At 27.2% G+C, this 25,371-nt stretch carries 23 protein-coding genes; 9 read left to right on the plus strand and 14 right to left on the minus strand.

Annotation, left to right across the window (positions count from 1 at the left end; all coding sequences use genetic code 11):
- Positions 1–52 precede the first annotated feature (52 nt).
- From ACKU3H_RS10765 to thiD, 3 genes are read right to left on the minus strand one after another with little or no spacing between them, the layout of a single operon-like run.
- Positions 53–415, minus strand: a complete 363-nt coding sequence (locus tag ACKU3H_RS10765; protein WP_320033860.1) for a CbiX/SirB N-terminal domain-containing protein — start codon at positions 413–415, stop codon at positions 53–55.
- Between the two features lie 4 nt (positions 416–419).
- A complete protein-coding gene (gene thiE / locus ACKU3H_RS10770) occupies positions 420–1,040 on the minus strand; it encodes a thiamine phosphate synthase (protein WP_320033861.1) in 621 nt (206 codons plus the stop codon).
- Positions 1,041–1,811 carry a bifunctional hydroxymethylpyrimidine kinase/phosphomethylpyrimidine kinase gene (gene thiD, locus ACKU3H_RS10775; protein ID WP_320033862.1) on the minus strand — a complete coding sequence of 257 codons (771 nt, stop codon included), beginning with the start codon at positions 1,809–1,811 and terminating at the stop codon, positions 1,041–1,043.
- A gap of 172 nt (positions 1,812–1,983) precedes the next feature.
- On the opposite strand from thiD, the gene ACKU3H_RS10780 reads away from it, so the two are divergent.
- A complete protein-coding gene (locus ACKU3H_RS10780) occupies positions 1,984–3,579 on the plus strand; it encodes an ATP-binding cassette domain-containing protein (protein WP_320033863.1) in 1,596 nt (531 codons plus the stop codon).
- A 16-nt stretch (positions 3,580–3,595) separates the two neighbouring features.
- Here the strand turns inward: ACKU3H_RS10780 and ACKU3H_RS10785 are convergent, their stop codons facing one another.
- The 3 genes from ACKU3H_RS10785 to ACKU3H_RS10795 form a co-directional block, all read right to left on the minus strand.
- Positions 3,596–4,069 (minus strand): acyl-CoA thioesterase, encoded by a 474-nt coding sequence (locus tag ACKU3H_RS10785; protein ID WP_320033864.1) that lies wholly within the window; start codon positions 4,067–4,069, stop codon positions 3,596–3,598.
- A 169-nt stretch (positions 4,070–4,238) separates the two neighbouring features.
- Positions 4,239–6,185, minus strand: a complete 1,947-nt coding sequence (gene ligA, locus ACKU3H_RS10790) for an NAD-dependent DNA ligase LigA (protein ID WP_320033865.1) — start codon at positions 6,183–6,185, stop codon at positions 4,239–4,241.
- A gap of 11 nt (positions 6,186–6,196) precedes the next feature.
- Positions 6,197–6,895 (minus strand): class I SAM-dependent methyltransferase, encoded by a 699-nt coding sequence (locus ACKU3H_RS10795; RefSeq protein WP_320033866.1) that lies wholly within the window; start codon positions 6,893–6,895, stop codon positions 6,197–6,199.
- Positions 6,896–7,007: 112 nt separating this feature from the next.
- Between ACKU3H_RS10795 and ACKU3H_RS10800 the strand changes: the two genes are divergently transcribed.
- The 7 genes from ACKU3H_RS10800 to ACKU3H_RS10830 all read left to right on the plus strand — a co-directional run bounded on the left by ACKU3H_RS10800 (position 7,008) and on the right by ACKU3H_RS10830 (position 14,858).
- Positions 7,008–7,355 (plus strand): hypothetical protein, encoded by a 348-nt coding sequence (locus ACKU3H_RS10800; protein ID WP_320033867.1) that lies wholly within the window; start codon positions 7,008–7,010, stop codon positions 7,353–7,355.
- A gap of 1 nt (position 7,356) precedes the next feature.
- Positions 7,357–8,106 (plus strand): fructosamine kinase family protein, encoded by a 750-nt coding sequence (locus ACKU3H_RS10805; RefSeq protein ID WP_320033868.1) that lies wholly within the window; start codon positions 7,357–7,359, stop codon positions 8,104–8,106.
- A gap of 79 nt (positions 8,107–8,185) precedes the next feature.
- Positions 8,186–11,146 carry a methyl-accepting chemotaxis protein gene (locus ACKU3H_RS10810; protein ID WP_320033869.1) on the plus strand — a complete coding sequence of 987 codons (2,961 nt, stop codon included), beginning with the start codon at positions 8,186–8,188 and terminating at the stop codon, positions 11,144–11,146.
- 155 nt (positions 11,147–11,301) lie between these two features.
- A complete protein-coding gene (locus ACKU3H_RS10815) occupies positions 11,302–11,511 on the plus strand; it encodes a DUF4492 domain-containing protein (protein WP_320033870.1) in 210 nt (69 codons plus the stop codon).
- 2 nt (positions 11,512–11,513) lie between these two features.
- A complete protein-coding gene (locus tag ACKU3H_RS10820; protein ID WP_320033871.1) occupies positions 11,514–13,040 on the plus strand; it encodes a cytochrome ubiquinol oxidase subunit I in 1,527 nt (508 codons plus the stop codon).
- A gap of 1 nt (position 13,041) precedes the next feature.
- The gene (cydB, locus tag ACKU3H_RS10825; RefSeq protein ID WP_320033872.1) at positions 13,042–14,172 is read left to right on the plus strand and encodes a cytochrome d ubiquinol oxidase subunit II; all 1,131 of its coding nucleotides are present in this window, start codon (positions 13,042–13,044) and stop codon (positions 14,170–14,172) included.
- A 215-nt stretch (positions 14,173–14,387) separates the two neighbouring features.
- Positions 14,388–14,858: a NifB/NifX family molybdenum-iron cluster-binding protein gene (locus tag ACKU3H_RS10830; RefSeq protein ID WP_320033873.1), complete on the plus strand. Its 471-nt coding sequence runs from the start codon at positions 14,388–14,390 to the stop codon at positions 14,856–14,858.
- 28 nt (positions 14,859–14,886) lie between these two features.
- On the opposite strand, the gene fumC is transcribed toward ACKU3H_RS10830, so the two are convergent.
- From fumC to ACKU3H_RS10870, 8 genes are all read right to left on the minus strand, one after another.
- Positions 14,887–16,284, minus strand: a complete 1,398-nt coding sequence (fumC, locus tag ACKU3H_RS10835; RefSeq protein ID WP_320033874.1) for a class II fumarate hydratase — start codon at positions 16,282–16,284, stop codon at positions 14,887–14,889.
- 145 nt (positions 16,285–16,429) lie between these two features.
- The gene (locus tag ACKU3H_RS10840) at positions 16,430–17,920 is read right to left on the minus strand and encodes a fumarate hydratase (protein WP_320033875.1); all 1,491 of its coding nucleotides are present in this window, start codon (positions 17,918–17,920) and stop codon (positions 16,430–16,432) included.
- A 111-nt stretch (positions 17,921–18,031) separates the two neighbouring features.
- The gene (locus ACKU3H_RS10845) at positions 18,032–19,942 is read right to left on the minus strand and encodes a cache domain-containing protein (RefSeq protein ID WP_320033876.1); all 1,911 of its coding nucleotides are present in this window, start codon (positions 19,940–19,942) and stop codon (positions 18,032–18,034) included.
- Between the two features lie 64 nt (positions 19,943–20,006).
- The gene (locus ACKU3H_RS10850) at positions 20,007–20,603 is read right to left on the minus strand and encodes a hypothetical protein (protein ID WP_320033877.1); all 597 of its coding nucleotides are present in this window, start codon (positions 20,601–20,603) and stop codon (positions 20,007–20,009) included.
- Positions 20,596–21,546 (minus strand): MlaD family protein, encoded by a 951-nt coding sequence (locus tag ACKU3H_RS10855; RefSeq protein ID WP_320033878.1) that lies wholly within the window; start codon positions 21,544–21,546, stop codon positions 20,596–20,598. Before ACKU3H_RS10855 ends, ACKU3H_RS10850 begins: the two co-directional genes overlap by 8 nt.
- Positions 21,547–21,557: 11 nt before the next feature.
- Positions 21,558–22,280: an ATP-binding cassette domain-containing protein gene (locus tag ACKU3H_RS10860; protein WP_320033879.1), complete on the minus strand. Its 723-nt coding sequence runs from the start codon at positions 22,278–22,280 to the stop codon at positions 21,558–21,560.
- The gene (locus ACKU3H_RS10865) at positions 22,281–23,363 is read right to left on the minus strand and encodes an ABC transporter permease (RefSeq protein WP_320033880.1); all 1,083 of its coding nucleotides are present in this window, start codon (positions 23,361–23,363) and stop codon (positions 22,281–22,283) included. It lies immediately after the preceding gene.
- Positions 23,364–23,370: 7 nt separating this feature from the next.
- Positions 23,371–24,660: a M20/M25/M40 family metallo-hydrolase gene (locus ACKU3H_RS10870; RefSeq protein ID WP_320033881.1), complete on the minus strand. Its 1,290-nt coding sequence runs from the start codon at positions 24,658–24,660 to the stop codon at positions 23,371–23,373.
- A gap of 120 nt (positions 24,661–24,780) precedes the next feature.
- On the opposite strand from ACKU3H_RS10870, the gene ACKU3H_RS10875 reads away from it, so the two are divergent.
- Positions 24,781–25,344 (plus strand): flavin reductase family protein, encoded by a 564-nt coding sequence (locus tag ACKU3H_RS10875; protein WP_320033882.1) that lies wholly within the window; start codon positions 24,781–24,783, stop codon positions 25,342–25,344.
- Positions 25,345–25,371: the final 27 nt, after the last annotated feature.

The raw sequence follows: 25,371 nt of genomic DNA on the forward strand, positions 1-25,371 counted from the left end.
TCTTATTTTATATCTTTAAAACACTTTTTTGTACTAAAAATATGTAACTTTATCACTTAAGATCAATATCTTTTAATATAATATCTTCTATAAAATCAGATTTACCAAAATGATTTAACAGATTAAATTTTAAATTTGGATTTTCATTTTTTAACTTTTCAATTATATCTGGTATATCGCTAATCACATGTCTTCCAGAGTTTAAGAAAAAAGGGTAATAGTTTAGTTCTTTTACACCTTCTTTTATTAAACTATTTGTTACCTCTTCAATACTTGGATTAGCTAATTCTAAAAAAGATGCTTCAACAAAATCGTAGTTTTTGTCCCTTTTTTTAATATTATCTACCATTGAAGTAAATTCATTGTTTGATAACTCTTTTTTACTTCCATGGGCAATCATAATCAAAGCTTTCATTCTTTTATCCTAATAGTTTTTTAAACTCTTCACATTTTTTTGTTATATCTTCACTATTCCAGATATCACTTATAACTGCAACCATATCAATATTGTTTTTTGTTAAATCTGCTACATTTTCTGTAGTTATCCCACCAATTGCACATACAGGAATATCAAGTTGCTCTTTTGCTTTTTTTATAATATCTGTATCTACTACATCTGCATTTGGTTTAGTAGAAGAGGAAAAAAATGCTCCAAATGCAACATAATCAACTCTTAAATCTTGCATTTTTTTAGCAGTTTCAATATCCCCATAACAAGAAACTCCTAAGTATCCTAAAAACGGTATTCTTATATCTTTTATTCTATGGTAATCACTTTTTCCTACATGTAAACCATCACATTGTAGTTTGATTGCTAAATCTATTCTGTCGTTTAAAACAAAAAGTGCTCTATATCTTCTACAAAGACTTTGTAAAGTTAATACAAGCTTTTCTATATCTTCATCTTTGTTTACTTTATCTCTATATTGTACTATTTTTGCACCACCAATTAGTGCTTTTTCTACTTGTTCTAAAATTGTATTTTCTGGTGTTAATGTGTTGTCTGTAATTACATATAATCCATTTAATTTATTTAACATTTATAATCCTTTTTTATGTGCAATAGGTCCCATTCCATGACCAATATTAGGTGCATTTTTTACAGCATTGTATATAAAATCTTTTGATATTTTTATTGATTCTTCAATACTTTTACCAAGTGCAATATTTGCAGTAATAGCACTTGAGAAACTACATCCAGTTCCATGTGTATTTGTTGTATCAATAAGTTTTGTATAAAAAACTCTTTTTTCTTTGTTTTCAAAAAGAGTATCTAAACTCAATACCTCTTCATCTTTAGTAACTTTATCGTTTTTGATTACAACTCTACAAGGTAATTCTTGTATTTTTTTTATAGATTCTTCATTTAAAGTGTCATAATCAAATAAAGCTTTTGCTTCAAAAAGATTTGGTGTTATTATTGTAGAGTATTCAAAAAGTGTTTTTAGATTTTCCACTGCATCATCATTTAAAAGTTTAGAGCCTGCTTTTGATATGAAAACAGGGTCAAAAATAATAGGAATATCTAAATCTTTAATGATTTCTCTAACTGTGTCGATTATTTCATTTGAAAAAAGCATTCCAATTTTTATAGCTTTTACATCAAAATCCTTTAAAACAGCTTCAATTTGTTCTTTTACAAAAGAGAATGAGATTTCTGAAATACTTGTTACACCAGTAGTATTCTGTGCAGTCAAAACTGTAAGTGCACTACATCCAAATACTCCAAAAGCTTCAAAAGTTTTTAAATCTGCTTGTATACCAGCACCACCACTACTATCACTTCCTGCAATAGTTAAAACAACGTTCATAATCAATCCTTGTGTTTTGTTGTCAGATTTGTATTGTAACACCATAAGCTATAATTAGTAGTAAAAAAATGTCAGTAGAAAGAATTCTTTAACTTTTTTAAATATAGATAACATTACTTATAGTTACTTTACGATATAATCCGCGAATAACAAAGAAATGGAGTATTAATAGATGTTACAAGTAGTTAACTTAAAAAAAGCATTTGGTCCTAGAGTGCTGTTTCAAGATATAAACTTAAAATTTGATACAGGGAAAAGATATGGTTTAATTGGTGCAAATGGTGCTGGTAAAACAACTTTTCTAAAAATTCTTTCTGGGATTGAAGATGCAACAGAAGGTGAAATTCAAGTTCAAAGTGGTAAAAAAATTGGGACATTGGGACAAAACCAATTTGCATATGAAAATTACACACTTTTTGATACTGTTCTTTTAGGAAATAAAAGATTATATGATGCAATAAAAGAGAAAGAAAAACTTTACATGAGTGAAGAGTTCACTGATGAAATCAACAATAGACTAGCTGAGTTAGAGATAGTTAGTGTTGAAGAAGACCCAACTTATGAATATGATATTAAGATTACTAAAATCTTAGAAGATTTAGGTTTTCCTGCTGAAATGCATCAAGATTTAATGAGTTCTATTACAGGTGGAGATAAATTCAAAGTTTTATTAGCTCAAGTGCTTTTCCCAAAACCAGATATTTTATTCCTGGATGAGCCTACGAATAACCTTGATATTAAAACAATTGGTTGGTTAGAGAATCAATTACAACACCATGATGGAACAATGGTTGTAATCTCTCACGATAGACACTTCTTAAATGCTGTATGTACACATATTTTAGATGTTGATTATAAACAAATCAGAGAGTTTACTGGTAACTATGATGATTGGTATATTGCATCAACTGTATTGGCAAAACAACAACAAGCAGATATGAATAAAAAACAAAAAGAGAAAGAAGAGTTAGAAAAATTCATCGCTAGATTCTCTGCAAATGCTTCTAAAGCAAAACAAGCAACATCAAGACAAAAACAACTTGATAAATTAGATATTGGAGCAATTCAAATCTCAAGTAGAAGGGATCCTTCAATTATCTTTAGACAAAAAAGAGAAGTTGGTAAAGAGATTTTAATGGTTAATAATATCTCTAAATCTTATGATGGAGAAGTTGTATTAAATGATATCTCATTTACACTTGAAAAGGGTGATAAAATAGCATTAATTGGTCCAAATGGTATTGGTAAAACAACTCTTTGTGAGATTTTAGTAGGAAATGTAAAGCAAGATGCTGGTGAAGTTCACTGGGGTGCAACTATTCAAAATGGTTATTTCCCTCAAAATGCAACTGATATTATTGATGGAGATATGACTTTATATGATTGGTTAAGAGATTTTGATAGAGATGCTGATATTGCAGAGATTAGAAACTGTTTAGGAAGAATGCTATTCAACGGTCAAGAGCAAGAGAAAAAAGTAAAATCTTGTTCAGGGGGAGAAAAGCATAGAATGATGTTATCAAAAATTATGCTTGAACAACCAAACTTTATGGTTCTTGATGAACCTACAAACCACCTTGATCTTGAAGCAATTATTGCTCTTGGAGAGGGATTATTAGAGTATCCTGGTTCTGTAATTTGTGTATCACACGATAGGGAATTATTAGATGCTTATGCAAATAGAATTATTGAGATTCAACCTGATGGTTCTATTGTAGACTTTAAAGGTTCTTACGAAGAATTTATTGAAAGTAAAGAAGAGAATTAATTCTCTTCTTTTATAATTATTTAGAGTGTCTTGATGCCATTCTAATTTCCCTTCTTTTTATAGCATCATTGTATCTTCTTTTTTCATCTTCTGTTTCAGGTTCTAGTTTTGGTACTGATGTTGGATTTCCATTTTCATCCATTGCAATCATTGTAAAGTAACAAACATTTGTATTTTTTATTGTGTGGTCTTTTATATCTTCAGAAATAACTTTAATACCTATCTCCATAGATGTTCTTCCTGTATAATTTACAGATGCATGAAATGTCACTAAAGAACCTATTTTAATAGGATTTTTAAATAAAACCATATCAACTGATAAGGTTACTGCATACATACCTGTATATCTTGCAGCACAGGCATATGCAACGTGGTCTAGCATTTTAAGGATTTCCCCACCATGGACATTGTTACCAGTAAAATTAGCTTTTTCTGGTGTCATTAACATTGTCATTGTTAACGATTTTTCCCTTCTATAATTTTCACTCATTTTCACAGCCTTCAAATTGTTATAATTTATTATAGAACATTAATTGAAGAATTTAAGAAAAATTTATAAATTTTCCTTATATATTGGGAAAACTATAGAAAAAAGTAACAAGTGAAGGTGTATAGAATTAAAAGATAAAATTATTTTAAAAATTATTTGCAAGGATGATTTAAATCATCTCTTGCATTTGATCTTCAGTTAAAGTTGTAACACCAAGTTCAACTGCTTTATCATATTTACTACCTGCATCTTCACCAAAAATTAAATAATCAGTTTTTTTAGATACAGAAGAGCTAACTTTTGCCCCTAAGGCTTCAAGTTCTTTTTTTATGATACCTCTACTTCTACTCATAGTACCTGTTAATACTACAGTTTTGCCTTTAAAAGCATTTTCTTGAACTTCAACTTTTTCTTCAACTTTTGGGTTAATTATAGAGATTAGTTTTTCAACAAGGTCTTTATTTACTCTTATAAATTCACAAAAAGAGTTTGCCATTTGCTCACCAATTCCATCTAATTCTACTAAAGAATCATAATCTATATTTATAACATTAAGTCCAAATTCTAAGCAGATTTGTTTAGAAGCAACTTCACCTATATGTTCAATACCTAAGGCATTTATTACTCTATGAAGTTCACTTCCTTTTGTATTTTCTATAGCATTTAAAAGATTATTGATTTTTTTCTCTTTGAAGCCTTCCAAGTTTTCCAAATCTTCATATTTTAAAGAGTAAAGATCTAAAATATCAAATATCTTTTTCTTTTTTACTAATAATTCAACTATTTTATTTCCTAAACCATCAATATTCATACAGTTTTTAGAAGCAAAATAGATTATAGAGTTTACAACTTTACTTGGACAATCTAAGTTTTGACATTTTATCATTGTCCCTTCATCTAAAACTTCACTTTCACAAGTAGGGCATGATGTAGGTCTAGAAATATCAATTTGTGTATCATCTCTTCTATCATAAAATACTTTAGTGATTTTTGGGATGATATCACCACTTTTTATAATGATCACTTCATCATTTATTTTTAAATCTAATCTTTCAATCTCATCAAAATTATGTAAAGTTGCACGACTTACAGTTGAACCATCAATCAATGTTGGCTCAACAATAGCAACAGGAGTTATAACACCAGTTCTTCCAACTTGTAGTGCGATATCTTTTATTTTTGTTGTTTTTTCTACTGCTGGGAATTTATATGCACAAGACCATTTTGGAAATTTTACTGTATATCCTAACTCTTCTTGTGTTTCTATATCATCTATTTTAATTACCATACCATCTAGCATCATCTCTATACTATCTCTAGCTTTGATTATTTCATGGTATATTTTTTCTATCTCTTCAACATCTTTTGCTATTGTTTGCATTGGTGGTTTTACAAATCCTAAAGAGTAGATATATTCCATCATTTGACTATAATTTTTACTTTCTAAAGAGTTTTGCCCTACACCCCATACGTTAAAAAATAGTTTTCTTTTTGCTGTAATACTTGGGTCCAATTGTCTTAAGCTTCCTGAAGCAGCATTTCTTGGGTTTGCAAAAAGTGCTTCATTGTTTTGAAGTCTTTCTTGGTTTATTTGTTCAAAATCTTTTTTTCTAATTACAATCTCACCACGAATTTCGATTAAAGATTTCTCTTTTATTTGAAGAGGGATAGAGTGAATTGTTTTAACATTGTTTGTAACATCTTCGCCAATACTCCCATCACCTCTTGTAATAGCTTGTTTTAATACACCATTTTCATAAATTAGATTTAAACTAGCCCCATCAAATTTTGGTTCACAATAAAATTCCAGATTAGTATTTACTTTTTTTGCTCTATTAATCCAATCTTCTAACTCTTTTGTATTAAAAACATCTTCTTGTGACCACATTCTTGAAAGATGTGAAGCTTTCTCAAAACCTTCTAAAACAAAACCACCAACTCTTTTATTTGGTGAGTTTGGATGACTCTTATCTGGGTTTTCTTGTTCATAGGCTAAACAAACTCTAGCTAGTTTATCATACTCTTCATCTGTTGCTATAGGGTTATCGTAAACATAGTATGCCTTTGCCCAGTTTATTAAAGTTTCAATTTTTTCATTATATTCGTTTTGTGTCATTATTCTCTCTTCTATACTTTTTGTAAGATATCTACTCTAAAAGGTTTTAATAAAGATAGCTCATCTTTGCTAAGCTCTTCATATCTTTTTTTAACTTCTTCTTCTATCTCTTTTGTAATATTATTATCATTGTATGTTACGTGCATTTGTCTTTTTTTAAAATCTTCAAAATTTTTATACACAACTTCTGTTTGGAAGAAAAACTCTTTAAATAGTTTTATCTCATCGTTATCTACAAACTCTTTTATGGCATTAAAAGCATCAATTCTTACCTCTTCTTCATTATGAAAAATAGATACTAGTTCATTTTGTTTCCCTAAAAAAAGTGGTTCAGAAATATATACTAAGCCATTAGGTTTTAATACTCTTTTAATCTCTTGTAATGATTTTTTCATTAACTCTTTTGGTATATGATGAAAAGATTTAAACATAAAAATAATATCTATACTAGCATCTTTTAATTTTATATTTTCAGCACCATTAAGTAGAAATTTTATATTTGGAATATTAAGTTTTAGATTTTTTTTATGTTGAATTTCATCAACTTCACAAGCTATAATATCTCTACTAAAACCAGATGATGCAATTTTTTGAGTCATTGTAGCTGCGCCACAGCCAAGTTCAAGGATTTTTTTATCATTTAAACTTAGTGTTTCAATAATATAATTTTCATCCACTGTTAAAGTAATATTCTCTTCAAGAAGTTTCATTTGTTTCCTTTAAAGTTCGTATTATACAAAAATATCATATAAAATTTCTTCAGAAAATTAAATAATAATTTGATAGAATTTTATTATCACTTTTTATTAATAAGGAAACTTAATGAGTTACGCAGATATTTTTATTTATGGATGGAGTTTAAACTTATTAATGTTTTTTGTAAATTTAATTATTGGGATTAAATCAATGAATTCAAAAACAAAAGAACAACTTTTAGAAGAAAACCAAGTTTTAAGTCGTTTAAAGTTTGAATTTGACAAATACTATCCCTACAGAAAATATGAAACAATTATTAGCTACTTGATGCCTTTTACTGCTTTTTTTAGAGTTAGTTATAGATTACTAGAGATGAAAATGTTTTTTAGTAAAAATATGGAAGCTACACTTTTTGATTATATGATTTTTAAATATGAAAATGACATTAATATTGCCAAAAATAAACTAGATTAAAATGTTTATTAAAACTAATCCTTATGATAATGATTCTTTAATTAAAGAATCAAGAGGATTGGAATTATTAGATAAGTATATTACAACTGCCAAAAATTGTCATTTAAATATACCTCATATTTATAGTGTTACAAAACAAGAACTAACACTAGAAAAAATTATTCATAACTATTCTAATAAAACTCAAATGGAAGTTTTTGGATATTCTTTAGCAAAACTACATCAATTAAAATTTAATTCTTATGGTTTAGATTATGATAACTTTATAGGTTTATCGGAACAAAAAAATATTATTTCAAATAATTGGGGTGATTTTTTCTTTGAATATAGGCTCTTGTTTCAAGTTGAAAAAATTGAAAACAAGATAATAAGAGAGGACTTTTTAACAATACTTTACAAACAAAAAGAAAAGATTATCAATTTTCTAAATACAAATACCGATTATGCTTCTATTGTTCATGGGGATTTATGGTCAGGTAATGTTTTATTTTCAAATAAAATATATCTAATAGATCCAGCAGTATATTTTGCAGATAGGGAAGTGGATATTGCAATGACCCAGTTGTTTGGTGGTTTTTCTAGTGAGTTTTATAAAATATATTCTGACACTTTGCCTTTATCTAAAGAGTATAATAATAAAAAAATTATTTATAATACATATCACTATTTAAATCATTATAATTTATTTGGCTTGTCCTATTTAAATGATTGTAAAAATGGTTTTTCTTTTATTGATAAATTATTTACTTAGGTTGATTTTAAAAAATTATTTGTAACTGAAATGTAATAAGAAAAAGATAAACTCCAATTAAAATTTACTGGGAGTTTATATGAATAATCTATCTTTAAAAAATAAAATAATACTTATTTTGGCTTTACCAATTTTAGCAATAATTTTTTTATCTGGTCAAAATGTATATGAAAAAATTAAAGAAAAAAAAGCTCTCGAAAAATCAAAAGAATATATAGAATTATCACTACTTTCAAGTCATTTATTAAAATCATTACAAGAGGAAAGAGAATATAGTTTAATATTTATTAATAGTTATGGAAAAGAGTTTTCTAACGAATTAGATACTATTAGAAAAAGCTCTGATGAAAAGATTAAAAAAATTGAAAATTTCTTAACTACTTTTGATTTTAGAAACTATTCAAATGAGATTGAAAAAAAGATTATTGATATAAAAAAAGATTTTAATAAACTCAAAATTATAAGGGAAAAAATTGATAAAATCTCTTTAAGTGATAGTGAATTACTAGATTTTTATAGACTTTTAAATAATAAAGTTTTGTTTTTTATTGATGATTCTCAAACATACAATAATGATGGTATTTTATCAAAAAAATTACAAGCATATTTAGCTATTGTAAATATTACAGAGTTTGCATCTGTTGAAAGAAGGGTATTAAGAGATATATTTGAAAAAGGTGTACTTCAATATAAGGATTATGAAGAATATGTAACAACTGTTTCATCTCAAAATTTGTATTTTTCTTTGTATTTAGAAGTATTAAGTCAAAAAGAGCAAAAAGAGTTATTAAAAGATTTAGAAAATTGCGAAAGTTGTAAGCAAACAGATAACTTTAGAGAGATAATAGAAAATAAAGCTATTAAAGATGAAATAATCTCAAGAGTTACAAGTTTGGCAGGTTTTGGAGGTTTTATTCAAACTTTTAAAGATTATTTATTAAATAAAGATTCAAAAAGTTTAAATAAATTACAAAGATACCACTCTAGTATCTCAAGAGAATTAAACAAATATAGAAGAATAAAAGGTATAACAAAAGAGGAAAAAAGATTAGTTAAAACTTTAAAAAATATATTTGATGAATATATGGGATATACACTTGATATACAAGAAGCTATAACAAACGGAAAAACAACAAGTGAAATTAATGATTCTATACAAATTAACGATTTGGAAGCTATTAATGCTTTAAAACAACTAAATAACAATATTTATGGAGTTGATTATAATAAATGGTTTGAAACTTCAACAAAACGAATAGAGTTTTTTTCTAAAAAAGGGGAAGATATTTCAAATGAAATAGAGGAGTATATTGAAAATAAAACAAATCAATTATCAAGTAGCTTTACTTCAACTTCTATAATAGTTTTAGTTTTAATTTTACTAGTATTTATTGTAACTAGTTATATTACAAGAAAAATTGTTAGCGCACTTAAAGAGTTTGAAAAAGGATTAGAATATTCTTTTCAGTATGTAATTAGAGAAAAAGATTATTTAAAACCTATTGAAGTTAATGGTAAAGATGAGTTTTCAAAAATGAATCAACATATGAATGAGCAAATGCAAAAAGTTAAATCAATAATTGAGCAAGATAGAAATGTAGTAGCTGAGATTTCAGATGTTGTTGAAAAAGTTTCAAATGGATTTTTAGAATATAATATCAATCAAAAAGGTGCAACAAATGAGGTTGAATCTTTAAGAGTTATAATAAATCAAATGATAACTTATACAAAACAAAAAGTTGATAATATAAATCTAGTATTAGATAATTATGCTGTTGGTAAATACGATTTTAGATTATCAGAAAAACAAAAAATTGGTATGTACGGAGATTTTGGTAGTTTGTCTGCTGGTTCTGTTCTTTTAGGACAATCTATCTCTCAACTTATTGCTATGATTACAAATGCTGGAAAAGAGTTACAAAGTAATACAAAAGTTTTAACCGCTTCATCAAATAGTTTATCAAATAGTGCAAATGAACAAGCTAGTTCTTTGGAAGAAACAGCAGCATCAATAGAACAAATCACAAGTAATATGAAATCTAGTAGTAATGATGTATCAAAAATGCTTACTATCTCTGATGAATTAAATCAAACAGCAAAAATAGGTAATGAACAAGCTTTAAAAACTGTTTCTTCAATGGATGAGATAAATGAAAAAGTTAGTGCAATTAGTGAAGCTATATCTGTAATTGATCAAATATCATTTCAAACAAATATTCTTTCTCTTAATGCAGCAGTTGAAGCTGCAACAGCAGGTGAAGCAGGAAAAGGCTTTGCTGTTGTTGCCCAAGAGGTTAGAAATCTTGCAGGACGAAGTGCTGAAGCTGCAAAAATTATTAAAACTTTAGTTGAAGAAGCTTCAAATAAATCCTTTGAAGGTAAAGAGATTACTAATAATATGATTAAAGGTTATGGAAAGCTTTCATCAAAAATTGAAGATACTAAAAGTATAATTGACAATGTATCTACAGCTATAAAAGAGCAAGAAGATGGAATGGTTCAAATAAATGATGCAATAACTACTTTAGATATGATGACACAAAAAAATGCTACAACATCTTCAAATATTGATAATTTATCAAGGGAAGTAGAAGAGTTGTCTTCAAGATTATTAGGTATTACTCAAAAAGCACAAATAAATGAAAAATACTATTTTATGGTTGATGATGTAGATTTAATCCAAAATATTTCAAAATATAAAAATGATCATATAAACTTTAAGAAAAAGCATTTTTCTTTTTTAAATGAGTTTAGAGATATAGATGTTACAAAATCTACAAATTGTAATTTAGGAAAATGGATAGTTGATACACAAGAAAACCAAAAAGAGTTTACTAACTCTTCTGAATGGAATATTTTAAAAGAAAAGCATGAAGCAGTACACAATGCTGTACAAATATTTATGGATTTAAATGCTAAAAAAGCAAATAATAATGAATTAAAAGAAAAAGCTAAATATATTGAAGAATTAACTTCAGAAATTTTTAATTGCTTAAATGATATTGCAGTTGTTAATACTAAACTAATAAGAAAAGCCTAATTTTCGTAACTTTTTAAAATTAAGTAAGAATATTTATACATAATATTCTTACTTATATATCTTTTATTATAATTTTTTATTATAATAAAATTAACTTTTGCTTAATATTAAAGTTGTATAATTCCAATAAGTAATAATTATAAAAGAATTATAAGATGAACAAATACAATAAAATATTAAATTTATATATTGATGGTTTTAAAAACCTCACTTTAGGAAAAACTTTATGGAAAATAGTAATTATTAAATTACTTATAATATTTACTATTCTTAATCTCTTTATATATGATAAATCTATAAATACAGAATATAAATCTAATGATCAAAAAATTGAATTTGTTTATAAGAATTTGACAAAGGAATAGATATGGAAGAGCATTTAATAGATTGGTCTAGGGCTCAATTTGCTTTAACTGCAATATACCATTGGCTTTTTGTTCCATTAACTCTTGGATTAGGTTTTATTGTTGCTTTTATGGAAACAATATATGTTAAAACAGGCGACGAGTTTTGGAAGAAGATTACAAAATTTTGGATGGGATTATTTGCTATTAATTTTGCAATAGGTGTTGCAACAGGTATTATAATGGAGTTTGAGTTTGGTACAAACTGGGCAAATTACTCTTGGTTTGTTGGTGATATTTTTGGAGCACCTTTAGCTGTTGAAGGTATATTAGCCTTTTTTATGGAATCAACATTTTTTGCTGTAATGTTTTTTGGTTGGGACAAAGTTAGTAAAGGGTTTCACCTTTTATCTACTTGGTTAGTTGCAATTGGTTCAAACTTGAGTGCACTTTGGATTTTAGTTGCTAATGGTTGGATGCAGTATCCTGTGGGAATGAAGTTTAATCCTGACACGGTAAGAAATGAGATGTCTAATTTTTGGGATGTTATTCTTTCTCCTGTTGCAATTATTAAGTTTTTACATACCATATCAAGTGGTTATATAGTTGCTTCTTTATTTGTTGTTGGTATCTCTGCTTGGTTTTTACTAAAAAGAAGAGAAATTACGTTTGCAAAAAGGTCAATTGTTGTAGGAGCTGTATTTGGAGTAATAACTTCAATATTTGTAATTCTAACAGGTGATGAATCGGCTCACCAAGTTGCACTTAAACAACCAGTAAAATTAGCAGCAATGGAAGGTTTATATGAAGGGAAAGAAAAAGCTGGATTAGTAGGAATAGGGGTATTAAATCCTAAAAAGAGTGTAAATAATGATGAAGAAACATATCTTTTTGAACTAGAGGCACCTTATGCCTTATCCTTTTTAGCCTATCATGATATAAATGCTTTTGTTCCTGGACTAAAAGATTTAGTTTATGGAAATAAAGAATATGAAATTGAATCTGTAGAATCAAAAATACAAAAAGGGAAAATAGCAATTGAGGCATTAAAGAATTATAAAGATGCTAAAAAAGAGAATGATATTTTAACTATGCAAAAATATGAAAAAACTTTAGAAGAAAATATTAAATATTTTGGATATGGACATTTGAAAAAACCTGAAGATGTTGTACCACCTGTAGCTATAACTTTTTATTCATTTCATATAATGGTTGCTTTAGGGTCTTGGTTTTTAGTTCTTTTTAGTTTGATTTTATATTTTACTTTGAAAAGAGATATTTTATTAAGAAAAAAACTACTTATTAGTGCAGTTGCTTCTATACCTTTAGGTTATATTGCAAGTGAAGCAGGATGGATAGTTGCAGAAGTTGGAAGACAACCTTGGGCAATACAAGATTTAATGCCAGTTGGAATTGCCGTAACTGATATTGCATCTTCTAATGTACAAATTACCTTTTTTATGTTTGCTTTTCTTTTCACAGCACTTTTAATTGCTGAGATAAAAATCATGTTAAAACAGATTAAACTTGGAATAGAAGGAGGGCACTAAGATGTTTGAAGAACTTACACTATTACAATTACAACAATATTGGTGGATAATAATCTCTTTACTTGGTGGTCTTTTTGCTTTTATAATGTTTGTTCAAGGTGGACAAACATTATTGGGACGAATCTCAAAAGGTGATGAAGTTTTAAAAACAATGCTTATAAATTCACTTGGTAGAAAATGGGAATTAGGGTTTACAACACTGGTTCTTTTTGGTGGAGCATTATTTGCAGCTTTTCCTCTATTTTACTCTACAAGTTTTGGTGGAGCATATTGGGTTTGGATGGCAATTTTATTTTGTTTTATTATCCAAGCAGTTAGTTATGAGTATAGAAAGAAAGCAGATAATTTTTTAGGACAAAAAACTTATGAAGTATTTTTATATATAAATGGAAGTTTAGGTGTTATTCTTTTAGGTACTGCAATAGCAACATTTTTTTCAGGTTCAAATTTTATTATTGATGAAAATAATTTTTCCCACTGGCAAAGCTCTTTACGAGGTTTAGAAGCTGCATTTAGTCTTTTTAATCTATCTTTAGGTTTTGCTCTTTTCTTTTTGGTTAGAATTACAGGAGCTTTATATTTTATAAATAATATAGATAATGAAACTATTAGACAAAGAGCAATAAAAAGTATAAAAATTGATATGCCAATATTTTTAGGTTTCTTTCTAATATTCTTGTTTTTTCTTTTTACAAAAGAGGGCTTTGCTTATGATTCAAATGGAATAGTTTATATTCAAGAGTATAAATATCTTATAAATTTTATTGAGATGCCAATTGTTTTTTGTATGTTTATATTGGGTGTTTTATTTGTTGTGATTGCAGTATTTTTAACAATACATTTTAATAAAACATGTTGCATAAAAACAGGTGGTGTAGGTGTAGTTTTAACAGTGATGGCACTATTTTTAAATGTAGGATTAAACAATACCTCATATTATCCATCCCTTTCTAGTTTACAAAGTTCTTTAACTATAGTAAATAGTTCAGGAAGCCATTATACTTTAACAACAATGTCTTATGTTTCGTTGATGGTACCTTTTGTTTTAGCCTATATTATTTATGTTTGGTATCAAATGGATAGAGTAAAAATTACAAAAGAAGAGATGGAAAACTCTTCTCACAACTATTAGGAGAATAACATGGAGTATTTAAGTTCATTTATATGGTTACTTTCTTGGCCTGTTATTATATATCTTTCCTATAAGATTATAGTAAAAAGTATTAAGAAGGTTTAATATTATGATTAAGTTAATGAAAAGAACATTTATATATTTCTTTTTTTTAATGTTAATAATAAATATGTCAGTAAATATATACAATCATTATCACAATAAGGAGAAAACAGATGATTACATTTCCAGTAAAAACGGATAAAGAAAATGCGGCAGTTTCACCACTGTTTGGTAAAGCAAAATATTTTGCTTTTTATGATGGGAAAGAATTAAGAGTTGAAAAAAACCCTTATGAAAAAGGTTCACAACTTGTAAATTGGTTTTTAGAAAAAGGTGTAGATAAAATAGTTATTAAAGAGATGGGTTCAAAACCTTTTAATAAAGTTATTCAAACTAATATTAAAGTTTTATTTGCAGGAGAAGGTAGAGTAACAACAAGTGATGTTATAAAAGGTTTTGATGAAAATCTATTAAATGAACTTTCAGTAGATGAATTAAAAAATATAATTAAAGAGCATGAAGCAAATAAAAAAAGTTCTTCTTGTGGAAGTCATACCCATGAACATAATCATGACCACGAGCATGATGATAAAAAAGTTTGTCATAAAAAAATTAGAGCACAAAATCCCTATATTTTTAAATAATTAAGTACAAAGCTTTTGCTTTGTACTTTTATTTTTTTGGATAAGTCATCTCTTCTGGTTTGACATATTTATCAAACTCTTCAGAACTTAATAATCCCAAAGCAATAGCTTCATCTTTTAATGTTGTACCATTTTTATGGGCAGTTTTTGCAATTTTTGCTGCATTTTCGTAACCAATATATGGGTTTAAAGCAGTTACAAGCATAAGTGAATCGTTTAAGTATTTTTCTATATTTTCATTGTTTGGTTCAATACCAACTGCACATTTGTCATTAAATGCGTGCATAGTATCACTTAGCAATTTGATTGATTGTAAAATGTTATATGCAATAACTGGTTTAAATACATTTAGTTCAAAGTTACCCTGACTAGCTGCAACTGATACAGTTGTATGATTTCCCATAACTTGTACAGCAACCATCGTCATAGCTTCACTTTGTGTTGGGTTAACTTTTCCTGGCATAATAGAACTTCCTGGTTCATTTTCAGGAATATTAAGTTCACCAATTCCACATCTAGGACCTGATGCTAACCATCTAACATCATTTGCTATTTTCATTAGGTTTGCTGCAAGAGCATTTAATGCACCACTTAAAAATACTTCTCCATCATGAGAGGTTAATGCATGGAATTTATTTGGATGAGATTTAAATTTGTATTGAGTATTTGTTTGTTCATTTAAAACTTCGCAAACCATTTGAGAAAACTCTGGGTGTGAGTTAAGACCAGTTCCAACAGCAGTTCCACCAATTGCAAGTTCTACAAGATATTTTAAACTATCATCAACTTGCATTAAAGCTTTTTCAAGCATATCAACATATCCTGATAACTCTTGACCAAGAGTTAAAGGTGTAGCATCTTGTAAATGTGTTCTTCCTATTTTTACTATTGATTTAAACTCTTCACTTTTTGCTTGAAGTGTATCTTTTAGTTTTTTAATTGCAGGAATTAGTTGTTTTTGTAACTCTAAAACAAATGAGATTCTCATAGCAGTAGGGTAAGTATCATTTGAACTTTGACCTTTGTTTACATCATCATTTGGATGTACAAGTTTCTCTTCTCTAAAATCTTTTCCTAAAATCTCAGTTGCTCTATTTGCTACAACTTCATTCATATTCATATTTGATTGTGTTCCTGAACCTGTTTGCCAAACAACTAAAGGAAAGTTTCCTTCAAGTTTACCTTCAATAACCTCTTTACAAGCACTTACAATAGCATTACATTTTATATCATCTAATCTTTCTAATTTATTGTTTACTATTGCGCAAGCTTTTTTAAGGTAGGCAAAACCCTCTACAACTTCTGATGGCATTTTTTCATTACCAATTGGAAAGTTTTCAACACTTCTTTGTGTTTGGGCAGCCCAGTATTTATCATTTGGGACTTTCATCTCTCCCATAGTATCTTTTTCAATTCTAAAATCCATTATAAATCCTTTTGTATATAATGGTCAGTATAACACATTATCATTTAATTATAATAATTGTTATCATAAAGGAAAGTTCAAAAAATAAAGATTGTGTTAGATAGAAACAATAAGAGGTTTTCCTCTTATTGTCTAAAAAAGAATACTAAATAGCTCTCCACTTAGCAGGCCCAGTAGTATGAATAGAGTTACCCTCTGTGTCAACAGCAACAGTAACAGGCATGTCTTTTACCTCAAATTCATAGATAGCTTCCATTCCCATCTCTTCAAATGCTAATACTTTTGCATCTTTAATAGATTGTGAAATTAAATAAGCTGCTCCACCTGTTGCAATTAAATACATTGATTTGTACTCTTTAATTAAATCAATTGTAGGTTGCTTTCTTTCAGCTTTACCAATCATTCCCATGATTCCAATTTCCATCATGTCTTTTGTAAATTTATCCATTCTTGTAGATGTAGTAGGTCCAGCAGGTCCAACTTTCTCATCTCTTACTGGATCAACTGGTCCAACATAGTAGATAAATCTATCTTTTAAATCTACTCCATTTGGAAGTGGTTTACCAGCATTTTTGTATTCAACAATTTTCTTATGTGCTGCATCTCTTGCAGTTAAGATTTTTCCAGATAATAGTAACGTATCACCTGATTTAAACTCTTGTAGTTTCTCTTTTGTTAAATCTTCAATATTTACTTTTTTAATAGTATCCATTGGTAATTCAATATCTGGCCATAGGTCTAAATCTGGTTTCTCAAATTTAGCTGCTCCATTACCATCTAATTCAAAATGAATATGTCTAGTAGCTGCACAGTTTGGAATCATAGCTACTGGTAATGAAGCGGCGTGACATGGGTAATCTAAGATTTTTACATCTAATACAGTTGTGATACCACCAAGTCCTTGTGCACCAATACCAATTTTATTAATATCTTCATATAATCTTAGTCTTAACTCTTCAACTGCATTCTTAGGTCCTCTTTCTTTTAGTTCATGAATATCAACATGACCCATTAAAGATTCTTTAGCCATAAGCATTGCTTTTTCTGGGTTTCCACCAATACCAATACCTAAGATTCCTGGAGGACACCATCCAGCTCCCATTTGAGCTACATTATCCATAACCCAAGTATAGATATCATCTGATGGATTTAAAACAGTGAATTTAGATTTATTTTCACTTCCTCCACCTTTAGCTGCAACTGTGATTTCTATTTTATCTGAGTTATCAATACTATAATGAATTACTGCTGGAGTATTATTTTTAGTATTTTTTCTTTCACCTGCTGGGTCACTTACAATTGAATATCTTAAAGTGTTATCAGGGTGTGTATATCCTTGTGCCACACCTGCGTTGATAATATCTTCTAATTCATTTTGAATATCAAGCTGTGCTTTTGTACCAACTTTTATAAATACATTTACACTTCCTGTATCTTGACATAAAGGTCTATGTCCCATTGCACACATTTTTGAGTTTATTAATATTTGTCCGATTGCATTTTTTGCTGATTCACTTTTCTCTTTTTCATATGCTTCTACCATCCCTTTTACGAAATCTTCTGGATGGTAGTACGAAATATATTGTACTGCATCTGCTATACTTTGTTTTATATCATTTTCTGTGATTTTTCCCATTAAAACGCCTTTTATAAAATTTAGAATATTATAACTAATTTGAGATTATTAAAAGAAATAAAAAAGATAGAAGAGTAACTATAAATCCAATCAAGTTACTCTAATTCACAATTAATTGTGAAGTTTTAATTTAATAGTAGCTAACGCACCTTTGTAATGGATATTTTCATAAGTAAATTCAGTATTTTCTATAGTAATTGTTCCTCTCATATGTTTTACAATTATCTCTTCACTCATATACAATCCAATACCAGTACCTTGAGATTGATGTTTTGTAGTAAAATATGGTTCAAAAAGGTGTTTGATTATTTTTTCATCTATTCCACCGGCATTATCTTTTATTTGGATTATTAATTCATCATTTTTCTCTTTTGTATCAATAAAAATAAGCTTTTTTTGATTTTCCAATTTTAATAATTCATCCCTTGAATTATTTAATAGATTAATTAAAACTTGAACTAATTCTGTTTGAATTCCATATATGATTGAATCATTTATATTTTTGATAATATCAATGTTATGGTTTTTAAATTGAACATTTATAAGATTAAAACAATTATTAAATGCTTCTTCTACTGAAAACTCTTTTTTTACTTTATTTGTATTAAAAAAGTTTCTAAAATCATCAATTGTTTTTGATAGATATTGAGTTGTTTGATTTATATTATCTAAGCCATCAATCAACTCTTTATCCTCAAGAGAACCCATCTCTTTTTTTAATTTTGTACCAGTTGCAATAGTTGATATTAAAGATAAAGGTTGTCTCCACTGATGGGCGATATTTCCTATCATTGTACCTATAGCAGCAAGTTTTGATTGTTGGGCTAACATCTCTTGCTGTCTTACTAATTCATTTTGTTTCTTTTCAATTTGTCGTTGATAGTTTCTAAATTTTTTCTTTAAGAATTTTGACATATAAAAAGAGATTAGTAATAGTATTATTGTTAAAACAATAGTAAATAAAATAAGTTGTTTTAGATTGTCTCTTAATCGTTGATTGATTAATTTTTCTTCTTTTTTTATTATTTCATTTACTTCATTTTCGTAAAAACCTTTTCCTATTATCCATTGCCAATTATCAATACCTTTTACATAACTTGTCTTTTTTGCAGACATATCAGTATTTGGTTTTCTCAATTGTACATAAGAGACAAAATTTGAAGAGTTGTTTTTTCCTGCATCTATTATTTTTTCAATATCTTCAGGTTTTGTATTTCCCACTTCAAAGGCATTTGTACCAATTAGTTCTTCATCTGCATGGTTTAAGTATTTCCCATCATAATTTAAAACAAAAAAGTATTCACTATTTGTAAAATTATAATTTTTAATATACTTAATTACATTTTTTTTCACATCATCTTCAAAATCATTGAAATATTCACCTGTTCCGATAAACCAATTATATGGTTCAAAATGTTTATTAAATCCTAATTTTTTATATTGTTTTTGCATATCATTAGGTTTATGGTACCACCAAGTTAAAAATACTTCATTTTGATTTTGTATTCTATTTACAATCTCTCTTGTTAGAAAAAGCCCCTTTGAATCTTGGTAGTTATAAAAGTTTTTTCCTTCTAAACTTTTGTTTATTGGTAATAAAATACATTCATAATCAAACGAGTAAATAAAATAATATCCTCTACCATTGTTGAATCTTATTTTTCTAAGAGCATCTTTTATAAGTTTTTTTACTTTCTCTTTTCCCAAGTGTTTATTTTCATTATAAATATTCATTGCGATAGAATAAGCTTCATTTACCCTTTCTTTAAGGTTTTCTTTTAAAGTCTTTTCTGTTAGTGCTTGTTCTTTTCTAATAAATTCATATAGGTGATTAACATCTGTTTTTATTTTATCTTTGTTATTGTTTATGAATTGATTTTGTGTTATTTCTTTTTCTTTAAAGAAAACATTTTTAGTATTTTGAAATAAAATAAAAGTTATTACAATAGATAAAAGTATTATAAAAAATGGTGGGGTATATTTAATTATTAAAAGAATAATTCTTTCATTTGAGTTTTTCATTAACTTCCTAAATAAACTATTGTGTTTTTGATTTTAGTTATTTTATTAAAAAAATCTATAAATATTACTGTATAGATGAAATAATAAAATTATTTAAGTCAACATAAAATTTATTAGTAAGCATTTCAATAGTTTTTACAAAACCTAAAGCATCATTTGTCATACATATTTTCTTATATGTAAAGTTTTTAAAATACACTTTTTCATTTTTATTATTTACTAAATAAACTCTGATTGTAAATTTTGCATATGATTTATCTTCCTCAAATAAATGATTAAAATCTACTAATTGACTAACTAAATTATAATCACTTTCAATTTTTAAATTTGAGGTACTAATATATTTATAGTCTTTAGTAAAAGTTAGATATTTTGCCATTTGTTTTTGTAACATTTTTGTTGGTCTATCCATCCATTTATTTAAAGCATATTTATCATATTCTAAATTGTCTTTTGAATATAAAATATTTTTGCTGTTATAACTTGTGATAGTTTTTGGTTCTAGAACATTTATACTTTTTTCTAAATACTTTGTAGATTTAATATTTTGCTCATAAATATTCAGATTGTATGTATTATATGAAGGTAGTTCATTTGTTACTGAGATACAACCACTAAATAAGATAATAGAAAGTAGTGCTAATGTACTTGATTTAATCATTTTTTTCTCCTGGACCATATGGAATCTCTCTTGTATTAAATATCATATTCCCTCCGTTTTCATTAAAGTCTTCAATTGTTGAATCAATTTTTTCAATAGTATTCTCTAATTTATCTAAAACACCATCAATATTTTGAGACGATTTAGCTGTTTTTCTTAAATCTTCAAGTAGATGTTTAACATCTTCATTTATAATTATTTTGATATCTGAACTAACTGAATTAAAGTTTTTAGCTAAAGTATTAACCTCTTTTGCAACATTTGATATATCATCTCTTACAACTTCATCAATACTATTAGTCATTTTATCAATATTATTTAAAGTATTTGGTAATGATGTTTCAACTAAAGTATTAGCTTTTTTTAGCAAAATATTTAGATTTTTTGTTGAATCACTGCTATTACTTAAAATATTTTCAATATTTTTTATATTTTTATCATTTAGTAATAGTTCTATTCTTTTTAAAAGAGTTTCAATATTTGTAGTTATATTTCCTGCACTTGATGTTATCTTATCTATGAAGGATTTTTTTAAAGGTATTTTTGTATAAGTGGCATCTTTATTTTGTTCTAAAATTTTGGCATCTTGACTTCCACCACTTATCTCTACAAGTTTATTTCCTGTAACACCTTGTGATTCAATAATTGCAAAACTGTCAGTTTTTATTAATTGTGGTTGAGTTACTTTTAATATAATCTCTATCTCTTCAAGATTTTTTGGATTTACTCTAATATCTTTTACTGTACCAATATTTAAACCCTTGTATTGAACTATAGAGTTTTTGTTCAATCCTGCTACAGAGTTTGTACTATAAACTCTATATTCTCTTGCTGTAATATCATCCACATTATATCTGGCAAGCCAAAGTATAAATGCAACCATTCCTATAGTAAATATTAAAACAAAAAGTCCGACGGTAGTGTATTTAGCTTTATTTTCCAAGGTTTTCCTTTTTAGAGTTTTAAAAACTTATTGATAACTGGATTATTTGCATTCTTTGCATCTTCATAGGTACCAGTTATTGCTAGTTTGGTATTTGAAATTATTAAAAATCTATCTAAAACATTTTTTATTGTATTTAATTCATGGGTAATTATTACAACTGTTAGTCCTAACATATCTCTTAGTTGTGCAATTAAAGTATCAAATGCTTTTGCACTAGCTGGATCTAAGCCAGAAGTTGGTTCATCTAAAAAAAGTATTTTAGGGTCAAGTGCTAAAGCTCTTGCTAGTGCAACTCTTTTTTTCATCCCTCCACTTAACTCTTCTGGATAAAGTTTTCCTACACTAGGATCAAGACCAACCATATTCAACTTGGTGTAGGCAATGTCTTCAATTAAATCTTGTGAAAAGTTTGTATTTTCTTTTAACATTATTCCTATATTTTCTATAACACTTAAAGATGAGAATAGGGCACCAAATTGAAACAAGACTCCCCAGTTTCTTTTTATTTCATTTCTTTGTTTCATATTTAAGTTATTTATATTTTTATCAAATACTTCAATTGTTCCTTTTTGGATTTCATCTAGCATGATAATTTGACGAAGTAGTACGCTCTTTCCACTACCACTACCACCTAAGATACCAAAGATTTCACCTTTTTTAATATCAAAAGAGATATTATCATGAACAATTTTTTCATCAAATGCTGTTGAGATATTTCTTACTTTTACCACTTAAAATCCTAACTCTATAGATAATAAAGATATAAGAGCATTAATAATAATTAACCAAAAAATTGAATCAACAACAGCTTTAGTTGTATATTTACCTATATCTGTACCACTTTTAACTTGTAATCCTCTATAGCAACCAATAACTGCAATTAATATTCCAAAAAGTGGAGCTTTTAAAATACCCAACATAATGTGTCTAATCTCAACATATTCATAAATTCTATTAATAAATTGTGTATATGAAATACCAAGATGGTATTTTACAATTATCATTTCACCCAGTAATGATGCCATATCAGCAAAAAATACTATTAGAGGTAGTACTATAATTAAAGCAATAATTCTAGGAATGATTAGAAATATATCAATATCAAAGCCCATAGTTCTCATAGCACTTATCTCTTCAGTAATTTTCATAGTACCAATTTGTGCTGTGTATGAAGAAGCACTTCTACCTGCTATAACTACAGCTGCTAAAAAAGGTGCTATTTCTCTAAACATGGACATTGTTGACATCTCAATAACTATAATAGCAGCTCCAAATCTATTTAACTGATCAGCACCTTGATATGCAGTTACAAAACCAACTAAAAATAGTGCTAATCCTATAATTGGTAATATTGGTATTGCAGCTATTTCAATTTGATTTATAATAGATTTAAATCTAATTTTTGAAGGATGAAGTAAAAGATAGAAAAAATAAACACAAAGCTTGCCAATAAAATAAAGAAATTTTTTAAAAGTATTAGAAGCGTCAAAAATCTCTTTTCCAATACTTTGGATAAAAGAGGGCTCTTTTTTTATAATAGAATCTTTATGTACATAGTTGCCTTTGTACAACTCTAACATTTTTTTATGCTTATCACTAATATTTTCTATTATTGTTTCTATATTGTTTTTTTCAAAAAGTACTAGATATTTTATTAATAGAATAATTCCAGAAGAGTCTATATTTTTTAATTCTTTAAAATCAAAGATAACACTTTTTTTACTTTTATTTTCTTCATAAAAAAGATTTATCTCTTTTATTTTATTATCTAAATTAAAATATTCCCAGTTATCAGTGATTTTAAATATATTCATTTTTTACCTATATAGAATCTACAATCTCTATTACTATTTTAGAAAGTTTGTTTATTGATTCTATTTCAACTTTTTCTCTAGTAGAGTGGGGATTAAAAATATTTGGTCCTATTGAAGCTATTTTCATATTTGGAAATTTATCTTTAAAAATTGCACATTCAAGTCCAGCATGTATTGCTTCTAAACTTGCATTTTCATCATACTTTTTATATATCTCTAAAACTTGATTTGTAAACTCATTTACATCTGGTTTCCATGCTGGATATTTACCTGCTGTTTTAACTTCAAAACCAAAAGATTCTAATAAAAGTTTTGTTTCTTTTTTGATTTTTTCTAGTTCAATATTTGACATAGATCTTGCACTTAATTCTATCTCAATTTCATCAATATTTGTAGAGATTTTTGCTAAATTTATTGAGTTTAGAACAACATTTAATTCTTTGTCAAAACCTCTAACTCCATTTGCAAATGTATAAATAAAATTAGTAATATCACTATTCCAAATATTTAAATGTTCGCTTTTTGTCTCAATTTTACTTATACAAATATTATCATGTACTTTTATTGATGGATAATCTTTAAAGGCTATTATGGCTTTTACATTTACAGGAATAGAATTGATTCTTTCACCTCCATTTATGTCTAACAATAAACCCTTGTTTTCAGTTACAAATTCTCCAATTAATTTTATACCATTTGGAACATTTTTATGAATATCAACACCACTGTGACCACCTGGTAATTTTGAAATTTCTACTTCATAAAGTTCATAGTTTTCTGTATTTTCAATGATTTTTTTAGAGCTATTTTTTGCAAAAATATCAACTCCCCCTGCACAACCTATACAGATTTCACCTTCCTCTTCACTATCAATATTTAGCATATATGAAGCTTTTAGTTCTAACTCTAAATTGTTTGCACCTATAAGACCTATCTCTTCATCTGAGGTAAATAGATACTCACAATCATAACCTTCAGACATTAACCAAAGCATATAAGAACAACCAATTCCATTGTCTGCTCCTAAAGTTGATTCAGCTGCTTTAAAAAAGCCATCTTCTTCAACTATAGTTGGAACACAATTATCTTTTAAGCATACTATATCGTAGTGGTTTTGAATACATAGTTTTGCTTTTGAATTATCTTTTTTACATAATATATTGTTGTAGTTATCTACAAAGCAGTTGTAATCATATTTTTTAGCATAATTTTGGATATATTCTATAAATGGTTGATGAGTTCCACTACATCTAGGAATAGTAGTAATCTCTTTAAAAATCTCTATTATTTTATTCACAAATAACCTTTTTATAAAAATTATAACTAATTTTATTTAAATTTATATTTCCTAAGGGTTACATTTTAAGCTTTTATTTAATAGTTTTTTATAATATATTCACTAAAAAAAGGGAAATTTATGATACTTGATTATGCTGATGTAAATGATTTAAATAGATATAAAATTATGTCTGATACAGTTGTTCCTAGACCTATTGCTTGGATTGTAACAGAAGATGATGGAGTTATTAATGCTGCGCCATTTTCTTATTTTGTACCTTTATCTTCAAATCCCCCTGTTGTTATTGTATCAATTGGTAAAAAGGAGGATGGAAGTGCAAAAGATACTCTTTTTAATATTAGAAAACATAAAAAAGCAACTATCTGTTTTGTAAACAAAGATAACTGTGATGATGTTAAAAACTGTGCTATGCCTTTAGGAAAAGATGAAAGTGAGATTAAAACTTATGAGATTGATGTTCAAAAGCCTTTAGATGATTTTCCTGCAATGATTGCTTCAACACAAACTGCTTTATTTTGTGAGTTTTATAAAGAGGTAGAATTGCCAGGTAAAACTACACCAATAATTTTAGAGATTAAAAAGCAGTTTATTGAAGATGGTAGATTAGATGAAAGATCTCATGTTCATGTGGATAATGTTGGTAGAAGTGGAGCCTTTTTTAAAGCAATGGTTGATTTATAATCTAAATATTTATAAAAAAAGTCTTGC

Source organism: Halarcobacter sp. (genome assembly GCF_963675975.1).
In the GTDB taxonomy this organism is placed as follows: Bacteria; Campylobacterota; Campylobacteria; order Campylobacterales; family Arcobacteraceae; genus Halarcobacter.